General features: G+C 35.9%; 14 protein-coding genes. 11 read left to right on the top strand and 3 right to left on the bottom strand.

The genetic code is table 11. The features are described from left to right. The first annotated feature begins 21 nt into the window (after positions 1-21). Positions 22-855, top strand: a complete 834-nt coding sequence (locus tag DF281_RS02000; protein WP_109348566.1) for a MetQ/NlpA family ABC transporter substrate-binding protein — start codon at positions 22-24, stop codon at positions 853-855. Positions 856-908: 53 nt separating this feature from the next. Here the strand turns inward: DF281_RS02000 and gltC are convergent, their stop codons facing one another. Continuing rightward, entirely contained in the window at positions 909-1811 is a 903-nt protein-coding gene (gltC, locus tag DF281_RS01995; RefSeq protein WP_109348565.1) for a glutamate biosynthesis transcriptional regulator GltC, read from the bottom strand. A 448-nt stretch (positions 1812-2259) separates the two neighbouring features. On the opposite strand from gltC, the gene sufC reads away from it, so the two are divergent. The 6 genes from sufC to DF281_RS01965 all read left to right on the top strand — a co-directional run bounded on the left by sufC (position 2260) and on the right by DF281_RS01965 (position 8462). Continuing rightward, complete coding sequence (gene sufC, locus DF281_RS01990) at positions 2260-3042, top strand: Fe-S cluster assembly ATPase SufC (protein ID WP_109348564.1); 783 nt, start codon at positions 2260-2262, stop codon at positions 3040-3042. 19 nt (positions 3043-3061) lie between these two features. Then, positions 3062-4363, top strand: coding sequence for a Fe-S cluster assembly protein SufD (gene sufD, locus DF281_RS01985; RefSeq protein ID WP_109348563.1), 1302 nt, complete (start codon positions 3062-3064; stop codon positions 4361-4363). Next, a complete protein-coding gene (locus DF281_RS01980; RefSeq protein ID WP_109348562.1) occupies positions 4363-5589 on the top strand; it encodes a cysteine desulfurase in 1227 nt (408 codons plus the stop codon). Before sufD ends, DF281_RS01980 begins: the two co-directional genes overlap by 1 nt. Next, positions 5582-6010 carry a Fe-S cluster assembly sulfur transfer protein SufU gene (sufU, locus tag DF281_RS01975; RefSeq protein WP_109348561.1) on the top strand — a complete coding sequence of 143 codons (429 nt, stop codon included), beginning with the start codon at positions 5582-5584 and terminating at the stop codon, positions 6008-6010. The genes DF281_RS01980 and sufU overlap by 8 nt, the downstream gene beginning before the upstream one ends. A gap of 49 nt (positions 6011-6059) precedes the next feature. Beyond that, positions 6060-7457: a Fe-S cluster assembly protein SufB gene (gene sufB, locus DF281_RS01970; RefSeq protein ID WP_109348560.1), complete on the top strand. Its 1398-nt coding sequence runs from the start codon at positions 6060-6062 to the stop codon at positions 7455-7457. Positions 7458-7718: 261 nt separating this feature from the next. Further along, positions 7719-8462: a GH25 family lysozyme gene (locus DF281_RS01965; RefSeq protein ID WP_146191507.1), complete on the top strand. Its 744-nt coding sequence runs from the start codon at positions 7719-7721 to the stop codon at positions 8460-8462. 61 nt (positions 8463-8523) lie between these two features. Here DF281_RS01965 and DF281_RS01960 read toward each other — a convergent pair whose 3' ends face one another. Further along, positions 8524-9138, bottom strand: coding sequence for a hypothetical protein (locus DF281_RS01960; protein ID WP_109348558.1), 615 nt, complete (start codon positions 9136-9138; stop codon positions 8524-8526). 600 nt (positions 9139-9738) lie between these two features. Beyond that, positions 9739-10020, bottom strand: coding sequence for a hypothetical protein (locus DF281_RS01950; protein WP_133538353.1), 282 nt, complete (start codon positions 10018-10020; stop codon positions 9739-9741). Positions 10021-10357: 337 nt separating this feature from the next. Here DF281_RS01950 and DF281_RS01945 point away from each other — a divergent pair, with 337 nt between their 5' ends. The 4 genes from DF281_RS01945 to isdE all read left to right on the top strand — a co-directional run bounded on the left by DF281_RS01945 (position 10358) and on the right by isdE (position 14557). After that, complete coding sequence (locus DF281_RS01945; RefSeq protein WP_109348555.1) at positions 10358-10699, top strand: antibiotic biosynthesis monooxygenase family protein; 342 nt, start codon at positions 10358-10360, stop codon at positions 10697-10699. After that, on the top strand, positions 10689-11294 hold the full coding sequence (locus DF281_RS01940) for an NEAT domain-containing protein (protein ID WP_166636049.1): 606 nt from the start codon (positions 10689-10691) through the stop codon (positions 11292-11294). The genes DF281_RS01945 and DF281_RS01940 overlap by 11 nt, the downstream gene beginning before the upstream one ends. Continuing rightward, entirely contained in the window at positions 11294-13621 is a 2328-nt protein-coding gene (locus DF281_RS01935) for an NEAT domain-containing protein (protein ID WP_109348553.1), read from the top strand. Before DF281_RS01940 ends, DF281_RS01935 begins: the two co-directional genes overlap by 1 nt. A gap of 66 nt (positions 13622-13687) precedes the next feature. Beyond that, positions 13688-14557 carry a heme ABC transporter substrate-binding protein IsdE gene (gene isdE, locus DF281_RS01930; RefSeq protein ID WP_109348552.1) on the top strand — a complete coding sequence of 290 codons (870 nt, stop codon included), beginning with the start codon at positions 13688-13690 and terminating at the stop codon, positions 14555-14557.

Below are 14557 nucleotides of genomic sequence, written 5' to 3'. Positions count from 1 at the left end.
AACACAAAGGGGAAATGACACATGAAAAACTCGAAAAAATTACTTGCTGGTATTTTAACAGGAGCATTAGCGCTAAGTCTTGCTGCTTGTGGTTCAGATAAAGATTCTGGTGATGGTAAAGAAACAACATTAACAATTGGTGCTTCTAACGTGCCACATGCAAAAATTCTAGAAAAAGCTGAACCGATTTTAGAAAAAGAAGGCATTAAATTAGATATCGAAACGTATCAAGATTACGTTTTACCGAACAAAGATTTAGAATCAAAAGATTTAGATGCAAACTTCTTCCAACACAAACCATATTTAGAGCAACAAATTAAAGATAATGGCTATGATTTCGTAAGCGCTGGTGGCGTTCACATCGAGCCAATCGGAATTTACTCTAAAAAACATAAAACATTAGAAGATCTTCCAAAAGGCGCTACAATTCTAATTTCTAACTCTGTAGCTGACCAAGGTCGTATTTTAACGCTTCTTGAAACAAAAGGTTTAATCACGCTTAAAGAGGGCGTAAATAAAGATGCTGCTCAAATTAAAGATATCGACAAAAACCCGAAAGATTTAAAAATTGATGCGAAAACTGCTCCTGAAATGTTAGTACAAATGTACAAAAATGAAGAAGGCGATGCAGTAATCATCAACTCTAACTACGCAATTGATGCAGGTTTAACACCTACGAAAGATTCAATCTCAATTGAAGATAGCGAATCACCATATGTAAACGTAATCGCAGTTCGTAAAGGCGACGAAGATAAAAAAGAAATTAAAGAACTAATGAAAGCTCTACACTCTAAAGAAATTCAAGATTATATTAATGAAGAGTGGGAAGGTTCTGTAGTACCTGTAAAAGAATAATTCAAATGAAAAGGACTTCGGCGAATGATCGCTGAAGTCCTTTTTCTGTTGAGTTAACCAAATTGAGTTAGTCGAGAGAAGAAATCTGTGACAAAATCTAAGAAAATCTGTTCAGACGGCGCTAAATCACGGCTGACAGGGAAGACAACCCCGACATTTCGCGTGAAGTTTGGCTCTGAAATGTTGATTCGAACAGTTCTTCTAGGCGTTGAATCGTAAAAGGCGCTTTCAGGTAACAACGTAATGCCAATGCCAGCAGCCACTAAACCTTTCAAAGCATCCATGTCTTCACCTTCAGAAGTCACATTAGGTGCGAAACCGGCAGATTTACACGCATCGACGACTACTTTATTTAATATGTAACCTTGTGGGAAGAGAACGAATGGTTCTTCTCTTAAATCAGCAAGTTGGATCTCCGCCTTCTGTGCGAATTTATGATTGGCGGGTAATAATGCCGAAATCTTTTCAGTGAAAAGGATTTTAGTGTCGATCGTTTCATCTTTTTTAGGGACAGGACCTAAGAAAGCTAAATTTAGTTCGCGTGTTTTTACGGCATTAATTAAGTAGCGGTATGAACCTTGTCGTAGGTGGAAAGAAACATTCGGATGTTCTTTTTTGAAAGCGGAAATAACGGTCGGTAATAAGAAGCTGGCCAAACTTGTTGGAAAACCAATCTTAATCGTACCTTGTTCGGGGTCTAGATATTCATCAATTTGTTTTTTTGCGAAATCAATTGCTTCTAATGCGATTAAAGAATGTTCTAAAAAAACTTTGCCAATCGGCGTTAATTTGACATTCCTGCCAATTCGTTCGAATAACTCTGTTCCTAGTTCAGTTTCTAAATTGGCAATTTGTCGACTAACAGCAGATTGAGCAACGTGCAATGACTCGGCAGCTTCGGAAATATGTTCTCGTTCTGCTACAGCTACGAAATAACGCAATTGTCTAAGTTCCATTGGAATCCATCTCCTATTCATCTAAAATATCGATTAATTATAATTAAATTATATAGTGTTTGTATGGATTTGTGAATTTAAAATATTGAATAGAGAATATTCATTTCTACTTATGAAGATTTTCTGAAATAATCCACTTTGACTAGGTTTTTATTTTCCTTAATAATTGTTATGATGTTAAGGTAAAAGTTCATGTAATGGTCAAAATAGCGTGGTTATCACTATTCAAGTTGTGAAAACGATTCTCAATTAGAAAAGTTTATTGAAAATGAGAATGGAATTGCGAGAAATCCTTGAGTATTAAGAGAAACAACCTGTTTATAAGGAAAAAATACTCTATTGATAATGAGTATCAAATGAGTTGCTTATGACTATTATTTGGGTTAAGATTAGAATGATAATAATTTAGGAGAGAAAATCTTTCCTACAACTAAACGGAGGTAATTGAATGTCAACTTTAGTAATTAAAGATCTACATGTCTCAATCGAAGACAAGGAGATTTTAAAAGGTGTTAACTTAACACTAAATACAAACGAAATCCATGCAATTATGGGGCCAAACGGTACTGGTAAATCTACATTAGCTTCAGCTATTATGGGTCACCCTAAATATGTAGTAACTTCTGGTACAATCACTTTAGACGGTGAAGATGTACTTGAAATGGAAGTAGACGAACGCGCTCAAGCTGGTCTATTCCTTGCTATGCAATACCCATCTGAAATTGCTGGTGTTACAAATGCCGATTTCTTACGTTCTGCTATTAACTCTCGTCGTGAAGAGGGCGATGAAATTTCAATTATGAAATTCATCCGTGAACTTGATAAGAAAATGGACTTCCTAGAAATGCCTGAAGAAATGAGCCAACGTTACTTAAACGAAGGATTCTCAGGTGGCGAGAAAAAACGTAACGAAATTTTACAATTAATGATGATCCAACCTAAATTCGCAGTTCTTGATGAGATTGACTCTGGTCTTGATATCGATGCTCTTAAAGTTGTTTCTAAAGGAATCAACGAAATGCGCGGCGAAGGTTTCGGTTGCCTAATGATCACTCACTACCAACGTCTTTTAAACTACATCACACCTGATCACGTACACGTAATGATGCAAGGTAAAGTAGTTAAATCTGGTGGTTCTGAACTAGCGCAACGTCTAGAAGCAGAAGGTTATGACTGGATTAAAAAAGAATTAGGTATCGAAGACACAGACGCTATTACTGAAGAAGCATAAGAAGGAGGACGAGCAAGCCATGACTGTTGAAACAAAATTAGCGGTAAGCGCTCAAGACGTACGCTCTTTCTCTGAAGCACACAATGAACCACAATGGTTGACTGAGCTTCGTGAACGTGCTCTTGCAAAAGTAGAAACATTAGAAATGGTTAAGCCTGACAAAACAAATGTGGATTCTTGGAACTTCTTTGAATTCCCAGAACACAAAGTTGAAGGTAAAGCAATTTCTTCTTTAACTGAACTTCCACAAGAGGTTCAAGCAATCGTTGATGAAAATCAACAAAACTTATTCATACAACACAACAACACAGCTGCATACTTACAAGTTTCTGAAGAATTAAAAGCACAAGGTGTAATCGTAACGGATCTTTTCACTGCTGTTCAAGAACACAGTGACCTTGTACAAAAATACTTCATGACTGAAGCAGTTGAAGTTGATGAACATAAATTAACAGCTTTACACACAGCATTAGTAAACGGTGGACTTTTCATTTACGTTCCTAAAGAAGTAAAAGTTGAGCAACCAATCCAAGCTGTATTCTATACAGATGATGAAAATACTTCATTATTCAACCACGTATTACTTGTTGCAGATCAATTCTCAGAAGTAACTTACGTTGAAAACTACTTATCAATCGGTGCTGCAAAAGGTCAAGTAAACATCATTGAAGAAGTAATCGTAAACGATGGCGCGAAAGTAACATTTGGCGCAGTTGATACTTTAGCAGAAGGTTTCACTTCTTACATTAACCGTCGTGGTGAAACAAAACGTGACGCTTCTCTTGATTGGGCTCTTGGCTTAATGAACGATGGCGATACAGTTTCTGAAAACGTAACACACTTACGTGGCGATGGCTCAACAGCTGACGCTAAAACAGTTGTAATCGGTCGCGGTAAACAAAACCAAAACTTTACTACTGAAGTTCGCAACTGGGGTAAATCTTCAGACGGACAAATCCTTACACATGCAGTAATGAAAGACTCTGCACGTGCAATCTTTAATGGTATCGGTAAAATCGAACATGGCGCTACTAAAGCAAACGCTGAGCAAGAATCACGCGTTCTTATGCTTTCTCCAGACGCTCGTGGCGATGCGAACCCAATTCTTCTTATTGAAGAAGATGATGTAACTGCAGGACACGCAGCATCAGTAGGTCGCGTAGATCCATTACAAATTTACTACCTAATGAGCCGTGGTATTTCTCGTGCAAACGCAGAACGCTTAGTAATCCACGGATTCCTTGAGCCTGTAGTTAGCCAACTTCCAATCGAAGGAGTACGCAAACAACTTGTTGAGGTAATCGAAAGGAAAGTTAAATAATGATCAAAGACGACATTCGTAGCTATTTTCCAATTTTAAACCAAGAGATTAATGGCAACCCACTTGTTTATTTAGACAGTGCGGCGACTTCTCAAAAGCCTATTCAAGTCATTGAATCTTTAAAGAAATATTATGAATTCGAAAACTCAAACGTACACCGTGGTGTTCACACACTAGGGAATCGTGCGACTGACGAATATGAAGGCGCTCGCGAAAAGGTCCGTCAATTCATTAACGCCAAGTCTACGGAAGAAATTATTTTCACTCGTGGTACAACAGCAGGTTTAAACATGGTTGCATCAAGCTATGGTCGTGCAAATGTTTCAGAAGGTGATGAAATTGTCATCACATATATGGAACATCACTCTAACTTGATTCCATGGCAACAACTGGCGAAAGCAACTAATGCCACTTTGAAATATATCGAAATGGAAGCTGACGGCACTTTATCATTAGATGAAGTCCGTAAAGCAATTACAGATCGCACGAAAATTGTATCTGTAACGATGGCTTCCAATGTTCTTGGTACAATTAACCCTGTGAAAGAAATCACTGAAATTGCTCACCAACATGGTGCAGTAATGGTAGTCGATGGCGCACAGAGTGTACCCCATATGAAAACAGATGTACAAGATTTGGATGTCGACTTCTTAGCGTTCTCAGGACATAAGATGTGCGGTCCAACTGGCATTGGTGTATTATATGGTAAAAAAGCGCATCTTCTAAACATGGAACCAGTCGAATTCGGCGGGGAAATGATTAACTTTGTTGGTCTTCAAGATTCTACATGGGCTGACCTACCAGCTAAATTTGAAGCGGGTACTCCTGTAATTGCAGGGGCAATCGGTCTTGGTGCTGCGATTGATTTCTTAAATGAAATCGGTATGGACGAAATTATTGCGCATGAGCATAAGCTTTCTAAATACACGTTTGAAAATCTTTCTACTATTGAAGGATTAACAATCTACGGACCACAGAATCCTGAAATTCGCACAGGTCTTGCTACATTTAACATTGATGACGTACATCCACATGATTTAGCGACTGCATTAGATAGTCGTGGAATCGCTGTTCGTGCAGGTCATCACTGTGCTCAACCATTAATGAAATGGTTAGAATGTGTTGCAACTGCGCGTGCTAGCTTCTACGTTTATAACGACGAAGCTGATATCGACAAACTAGCGGAAGGCGTGCGTTTCGCGAAGGAGTATTTTGCAAATGTCTAATAACTTAGATCAACTATATCGTTCCGTAATTATGGATCACTATAAAAAACCACGTAATAAAGGTAAAATCGAAGACTCAAACGTCGCAATCGATATGAATAACCCTACTTGTGGTGACCGTATTCACCTTACTTTACAAGTAGATGATAACATTGTAACGGATGCAAAATTTGAGGGTGAAGGATGTTCAATCTCAATGTCTTCAGCATCAATGATGACTCAAATGATCAAAGGGAAAACAACGGAAGAAGCTGTAGAGCTTGCTCACGTATTTTCTGAAATGATGTTAGGTCATGAAATTGACGAAGATCTTGATTTAGGAGATGTAGCTGCACTAACTGGTGTAGCTCAATTCCCAGCTCGTATCAAATGTGCAACCCTTTCTTGGAAAGCAATGGAAAAAGGGATTAAAGAAAACTAATTTACTTGAAAGAGTAAATGAATACAAACTGTAGAATGGAGGAGAAATGATGGCTAAAAATATGCCTGAAATCGGCGATTACGAATTTGGCTTCCATGATAAAGACGTATCAATTTTCCGTACTGAACGTGGACTAACACCAGCAATCGTAAAAGAAATTTCTCAAATGAAACAAGAACCACAATGGATGTTAGACTTCCGTCTGAAATCTTTAGATATTTTCTATTCAAAACCAATGCCTCAATGGGGTGGAGATTTATCTGGTTTAGATTTTGATGAAATCACTTACTATGTAAAACCTTCTGAAGCAACTCAAAAATCTTGGGATGAAGTACCTGAAGAAATCAAAGCTACTTTTGATAAATTAGGTATTCCAGAAGCAGAACAAAAATACCTTGCAGGTGTTTCTGCACAATACGAATCAGAAGTTGTATATCACAACATGAAGGAAGAACTTGAAGATTTAGGTGTCGTATTCAAAGATACTGACTCAGCACTTAAAGAAAACGAAGATTTATTCCGTGAATACTTCGCGAAAGTAATTCCTCCAGCTGATAACAAATTCTCAGCATTAAACTCAGCAGTATGGTCGGGTGGTTCATTCATTTATGTACCAAAAGGCGTAAAACTGGATACACCATTACAAGCTTACTTCCGTATTAACTCTGAAAACATGGGTCAATTCGAACGTACGTTAATTATCGTTGATGACGATGCATCAGTACACTATGTTGAAGGTTGTACAGCGCCTGTTTATACAACAAGCTCACTTCACTCAGCAGTAGTAGAAATCATCGTTAAGAAAAACGCTTCATGTCGTTACACTACAATTCAAAACTGGGCGAACAACGTTTATAACTTAGTTACAAAACGTACAGTTGTTGAAGAGAACGGTACGATGGAGTGGGTTGATGGTAACATCGGTTCTAAATTAACAATGAAATACCCAGCTTGTATCCTTAAAGGTGAAGGCGCTCGTGGTATGACTTTATCAATCGCAATTGCTGGCCGTGGCCAAAACCAAGATACTGGTGCAAAAATGATTCATTTAGCACCAAATACATCTTCAACAATCGTATCTAAATCGATTTCTAAACATGGTGGTAACGTAACTTACCGCGGAATCGTTAAATTCGGTAAAAAAGCGACAAATGCTCGTGCAAATATCGAATGTGATACTTTAATTATGGATAATGAATCAACTTCTGATACAATTCCATACAATGAAGTAATGAATGATCAAATCTCTTTAGAGCATGAAGCGAAAGTTTCTAAAGTATCTGAAGAACAATTATTCTACCTTATGAGCCGTGGTATTTCTGAGCAAGAAGCTACAGAAATGATCGTAATGGGCTTCATTGAACCATTCACAAAAGAACTACCAATGGAATACGCTGTAGAAATGAACCGCCTAATCAAGTTTGAAATGGAAGGTTCAATCGGTTAATCCGTTGATACCAATGGTTACAAGGGGTTAAAAAGTGTAGGGTTTTCAATTCCCCCACAAAATCCCCACGAAAAACGAAAAGTTGTTTTAATTTTAAGTAGATTTCATCTCTTTTAAGTAAGTTTCGAACTTATGAATTGAGGTGATTTCTACTTTTTTTGTTACATGTAAATACGTGTCCGCAGTCGTCTGGATTGATCTATGATCTAGTCTTGCAGAAAGTGTTTTTAGATCATAGCCAACTTCGAGACATTGTGCAGCGTGTATGCCTTAAAACATGAGGGGATAATAAGGGAAATTGACCAAATTTATACAAAGCATGCGACAGGCTGTGAGAAGAATGATATTCCGTACGGTGTATATGCATTTTGTCGTTTTACGTCAGTAGAAGATGCGAAAGTAGAAGCACGTGATTTTTATAAGCGATCAATGGTAAATGGTCATAAACCTTTGTTTTTCGTTGCCGATGTAGAAGTAAAAACAATGAATAATATGCGTGCAGGCACAAATGCATTTATCGCAGAATTGCGCAGACTTGGATCTGAAAAAGTAGGAATTTACGTTGCGCATCACTTACATGATAGTTTTAATCTTGATTACTCAAAAGCAGATTTTAAATGGATTCCACGATATGCATCTGATGGGAAATCAGTTATCAAACCAAGATTCGAATGTGATTTACACCAATATACAGATCGTGGTAAAATTGCCGGAATCAATGGTGGTGTAGATCTTAATATCCTTACAGGCTCGAAAGCTTTAAAGTGGTTTATTGGTAGTGATTCTAAAAATCCGACAAAACCAACATCACAAAAAACTATACGTTATACAGTTACAGCAGATCAATTAAACATTCGAAAGGCCGCATCGAATAGTGGAAAGATACTTGGTCAACTAAAGAAAAAGGATACAGTTCAAGTAGTTTCTATTGATAAAAATGGCTGGGCAAAGATTAAAAGTAATAATACGTATGTGTATGTTCATTCAACGTACTTGATAAAATAAAATAAATCCCCTTTAGACAAAAAGCTAAAGGGGATTACTAAATTTATATATGTTTTATAGATTAGTCATCATAATCTTCCAAGATCTCGGAAACATCCATTAAAAACATTTCATGAAGTGTTTTATTGTTTATTTCATTAGTTTTTATATCTTGGATAAGAACCTGGAGTAGTCTTCGAGGATTTCTTTCAAACCAATTTTCTTTATCGATGCTCTGAATGATAGGTTCATTTAAGAATGCATATGACTTAGGTTTAGTAAAATAAGTCCAATGTACTTGCGGATAATTTCTAATAAGTGTTTCACCGTAATAAATTGCAATGTCCATCGCTAATGCATAGTTTTCAGTCTTTAATTCTACTGGATTTGCAAGTAACTTCTCTTTTTCATCTTCAAAGACAAAGTCAGGATATTGACGTAAATCATCCAATTCAGCTTCAATCTCTTCGTCAGAAAGTTGGTAAATGGTAATGGTTGATAGGAACCACGTGAAAAGTTGAATAAGAGAATCTGGAGAATAATCTAAGTTCACTTGTCCATCTGTTAATTCAGACAAAACTTCTATACGATTCGGGATCTCGGAAACATACCATTCAAAATGTTGTTTCGCTTCTTTCTTATTCATATCTTCAAAATCTTTCATTTCAAATGGTGGAAACATATATGGATAACTCATTGTAAATTCCCTTCTTCAATATGATTTTATTTGTAAATTGTATAGGGGATTTTATTTTTTCTTAAGTAATCAAGTAGAGGTTTACTTGCTCCAACTTTCCCGGTTTTTGCGCTTTTAAAGAAATGCCATTTTACTCCCTTTACAATTTTATTTTTCTTTAGTCAAGCATCTTTATCAACTTGTTTTTTGATAAATTTTGTTTTTGAGGCATATCCAACTTTAGATTCGTGAATAGAGTTCGTTTTTTTATATAAACATCGACAACTCTTTTACCAAGAGTTTTAGTTGTCTTATATGTTTTATGTCCATCACCTTTTACTAGTTTATTCAGGAATTTTTCGCCTTCAGCACCATTTTTAAATCCTTTTTTAGGTGGCTTTGGTGTACTCGGTTTTTGGGGTTTGCTCGGCTTCTTATTATTAATTGGAAATTTAATTCTTTTTGCCTCTATTAAGGATATTGTAACATTTTTCAAATATCATTGAAGTTCATGCATGATAGTATTCCATAATCATTAGATCGCTATGCTATGCAAACTAGATTTTTGCGATTGAATTTAAAAAAACACTTCTAGTTGAGAAACTAGAAGTGTTTTGCTGTTTAATAAATACCTAAAATAGTAATTTTGTCACTTTCTTCAATAAATAAATCTTTAATCGATTTGTTATTAATTTTAGCAAATTGAATAAATTTAATCGGGTGTTTGTAATAATCAGATACTTCCACGCAATCCCCATCGTGCTGCACGTCCAATAATACAAAGCCATTTAGGCCGTTTGCGATATAAAAAATATAGTTTTCATAGGCAAACTCAAGATCATGATTTAAAAATAAATAATGTAATATGTCATTTATTGAAAAAAATGTCCCATCTTCATCCATTGTGGTCACTCGCTCTCGCAAAAATAAAACCAATAATAATTCCGTAATGATAAAACGATTTAGCAAATAAAAAAGTTCGCGAAATAATAAAAAATATATTTTCATGGATTATTGTCACTTGCTCTTAAAAAATGTAGGTGGCAATAGTACATGGTTCGTAAGTATATTACGAAAAAACATGATTAAATATAGAGCCCTTCCGTATTATGTCAGCAAAATTTAATAACCGCCATAGATTATTGCGTAAAAAGTGTAGAAAAACACAAAAAAACAAAATTGACATTGATAATCATTATCAATAAAATGATGAAGACTTAATAAAAGGAGGAAATTAATTATGTATATGGTTTCAAATACAATCACAGTTTTAGAAGGTTACGGGGACGATATTTTAGAGCGTTTCAAAATTCGTCAAGGTATTGAAGATATGCCTGGATTTGTTGCATTAAAAGTTATGAAGAGATTAGAAATCAAAGGTCATGAAGAAGTATTAGTTCACACAATCTGGGAAGATAAAGCAGCTTTCGAAAACTGGTTCGCATCTCGTGAGTTCCACGTAGCACACCGCAAACCTGCAATGACACCAGACGGTCAAAAAATGGTAACAGGTAACTCAATCGATCACTACGAAATTATCGTTGAAAGTGATGCAACTAAAGCAGTGGGTTATGTTGGCTAAAAAAGCAATTGCCTTATTCTGTTCGATTGCAATCGTCTTTGGACTATCTATGACAGTACAAGCGAAGCAACTTGATGACGGTACGTATACGATTGACTATACAGTGTTAAAAGCTGGTGAAACGAGTGTTTCAATTGCGAATGACTATTTTCACAAACCTGCAAAACTCATTGTAAAAGACAATAAACAATACGTAGAACTGACAATTGGCAAAAGTAATTGGACGAAGAAGTTAACAATTGCTGGGGAGAAAGAAACGGCGATCTCATCTAATGAAAAAAAAGATGAGAGAGTCGTGCAATTCCCTCTTAAATCCACGTCAGATAAACAACCCGGCACAGTTGATGTGTACATAAATGAAAAAGTAGATGGAGAAGATTTCCTCTACGATAATAGTTATGAAATCCAATTTGAATTTAATGAAAAGAAATTGGAGAAAACTTCTTCTGATCCTGCTGAAGTAAAGGTAGCAGGAGAGAAAATTGAACAACCTAAGAAAGAATCGACGAACATTTATTATTATATTATTTCAGCACTTATTTTATTCGTAATCGTTTTGACTATTAGAAAACAAATGAAGGGAAGAAATTCATAATGAATCTTAAAGGATATTTCATGTCAGCTACAGCGGCAGCGCTGATGGCAACATCTATTTTTTCAACAACAGCAACACCAGTAAAGGCTGCGGAGGCGAATACGACAGTAACGCAACCTGAAGCGGCTAAAGTAATTACAACACCGGTACCATACAATGTGTATAAAGATGATACGTATACAAGTCTTTCAGGTACTGAACGTAATATGACGTTAGTAGGTAACTTAGCTAAAAAAGAAGATGGTAAATTTGAAGCGACAGTTATGATTAAGAATGAAAAGTTATGGGCTGAATTCAAAACTGAAGTAGACGGTAAAATGGTTGATACAAAAACTGTTTCAGTTGATGAAAAAGCAAATACGCGTGTAGCAAAATTCGACGTAGATGATATTACGAAACCAATTAAAGTAGATATTGCGATCCAAGCTGGGCCAGCAATTATGAAACATACAGTTTACTTGAAATTCAATACTGAAGCTGTAGCGGAGCAAGCTTTCCAAGTGTGGAATGATGAGAAAACGGCTATTTCAACAGGTGTTACTCGTTCAGTTGAAACGCCAGCTCATTTCATGACAGTGGACGGTAAAACATATGCGTTACTTACATTAAAATCAGCAAATGCTTGGCAAGGTTTCAAATCGATGGTAGACGGTGAGATGGTTGAAGCGACTGTTCTTTCAGAAGATCCTGAAGCGAATACGCGACTTGTGAAAATCGAAGTGCCAAATAAAGATGAGTTAATTGAAACAGCTTCGCATATTAAATTTGGAGCATATGAATCTACTTATAAAACATACTTTGATTTCAATAAAGTATTAGAAGGTAAACCATATACTGTTGTTGGAGAACAAGCTTTCCAAGTGTGGAATGATGAGAAAAACAAAATTTCAAACATGGCGAATTTCATGACGACACCAGCGAAAATCGTTGAAAAAGATGGCAAAAAATATGCTGAAGTAATAATTAAACAAGCATCGATTTGGCAATCATTTAAAACAACTGTTGAAGGTAAGTCAGTAGATGTTGAAACAGTTTCTGAAGATCAAGCTGCAGATACGAAAGTTGTGCGCTTCGAACTTCCGAAAGAAAAAGCGTTAATTACTGCAAATATCCACATTAAAATGGCTGGATATGAAGGGAAGTATGTAACGTACTTAGATTTCGATAAAATCGTTGATACAACGAAACCACCTGTAGTTGTACCACCAGTTGTAAAACCTGTTGATCCAAATAAAGTCATCAGCACGACTAAATACAATTACGCATTAAAAGCTAAAAACAAAAAATCTACTTCTGTAGCAAGTGGTTATATCGTTAAACCATTAACGGTTCAAAAAACTAAAGCAGGTAAGTATTACACAACTGTAAAACTTAAAAATGCGACAATGTGGAAATCTTTCAAAACAGATGTAAACGGTAAAATGGTTACACCAAAAACTGTTGCGACTGACAAAAAGAAAAACACAAAAACAGTGAAATTCCAAGTGAAGTCACCGAAAGCTATGACGAAAACTACTTTCACTTTAAACACGAAAAACAAAAAACTAGCTGGTAAGCATACGAACTATTTCAACCCAACGTCGAAATATGTTAAAGCGCCAACAGTTGTTTCTACTAAAAAATATAACTACAAAGTTTTAAAAACAAATAAAAAAAGTACTTCAGCAACAGATGCTTACATGGTAAAACCAGCATCAGTTGTAAAAATGAGCGATGGTAAATACTACGCGACAGTAACAATCAAAAATGCAACTTGGTGGAAATCATTTAAAACAGATGTGAATGGTAAATTAGCAGATGTGAAAACAGTTTCTACGAACAAAGCAAAAAACACACGCGTTGTAAAATTCCAAATCGCTTCACCGAAGAAGTTAGTGAAATCAACAGTTCATATTAAAGCGACTTCACCTAAATATGAAGGGAAGTACACGAACTACATTCAATTCGGTAAAGAAGTATCAACGAAGAAAATCGCAACAGTTTCTAACAAAGCGAAAACATCAAAAAAGTCTTTCACAGTTTATAAAAACAAAAGCTCTAAAAAATCTATGATGGATCAATACGTGAAAAAACCAGCAACAATTTCTAAAGTCGGAAACAAAACATATGTTAAAATGACTTTGAAAAATTCAAGCTGGTGGAAGAGCTTCCAAGTGAAACAAGGAAGCAAATATGTAAATGCAAAAGTTGTCAGCAAAACAAAAAATACGAGAACGGTGATGTTCCCAGTATCTAGTTTGAAAAAAGCTTCTTATGCAAAAGTTCACGTAGTAATTCCAAGCATGAAGTACAACCATAAGTACACGACTAAAATCGTCTTTAAGTAAGACCACAGAGGGCTTTCCTATCACATATGGTGAAGGGAGTCCTCTTTATACATAGGAGGATTGAATATGAAAAAGATTCTATTCACATTCGCGGCAGCGGCTCTACTACTGTCAGGCTGTGGTGCAAAAGGTGAAGAACAAAAACAAAGTGGTGAACCGAAAATTGTCGCTACAACAATGGCTTTAGTAGATACTGCAGATCAATTAAATATTGACCTTGCCGGTATTCCTTCAACTTCAAAAGAAATTCCAGCAAAATATAAAAATGTGACACAAATTGGCCAAGTGAAAAAGCCGAATATGGAAATCGTACAATCATTACAACCGACCAATATTTTAAGTGTTACGTCGATTAAACCAGAAATGGAGAAGGCGCTGAACGGAAGTAAAGTGAAGGCGACTTACTACAATTATAATTCCATTGAAAAGATGCAAAATTCGATTACGCAAATGGGTGAAGATTTCGACCGTAAAGAAGAAGCGAAGAAATTGAATGCACGCTATGATGCGGAAATTGCGAAAATCAACAAAAAAATAAAGGGTAAGAAAAAGCCGAAAGTTCTTGTGCTTTTAGGTGTGCCAGGTAGTTATATGATTTCAACGGAACATTCATTCTTTGGAAATCTTGTAGAACTTGCTGGTGGTGAAAATGTAGTAAAAGCGAAGCATTCGGATGAGGAATTCATCGCTTCGAATACGGAACATTTGTTTAAGCTACAACCGGATATTATTTTACGTGCATCACATGGTTTCCCGAATCAAGTGAAGGCGATGTTTGATGAAGAATTCAAAACGAATACGATTTGGCGAAATTTTAAAGCGACGAAAAACAATCGTGTATTTGATTTAGATGAAACACTTTTTGGAATTACAGCCAATATTAATGCCGATCAATCGTTAGAAAAAATGTATGAATTATTGTATGAGGAGAAATAA

It is taken from the genome of Kurthia zopfii (assembly GCF_003143955.1).
Lineage (GTDB): Bacteria > Bacillota > Bacilli > Bacillales_A > Planococcaceae > Kurthia > Kurthia zopfii.
The sequence above is the reverse complement of the archived record's forward strand: the minus strand, read 5'-3'. Positions and strand labels throughout refer to the sequence as shown.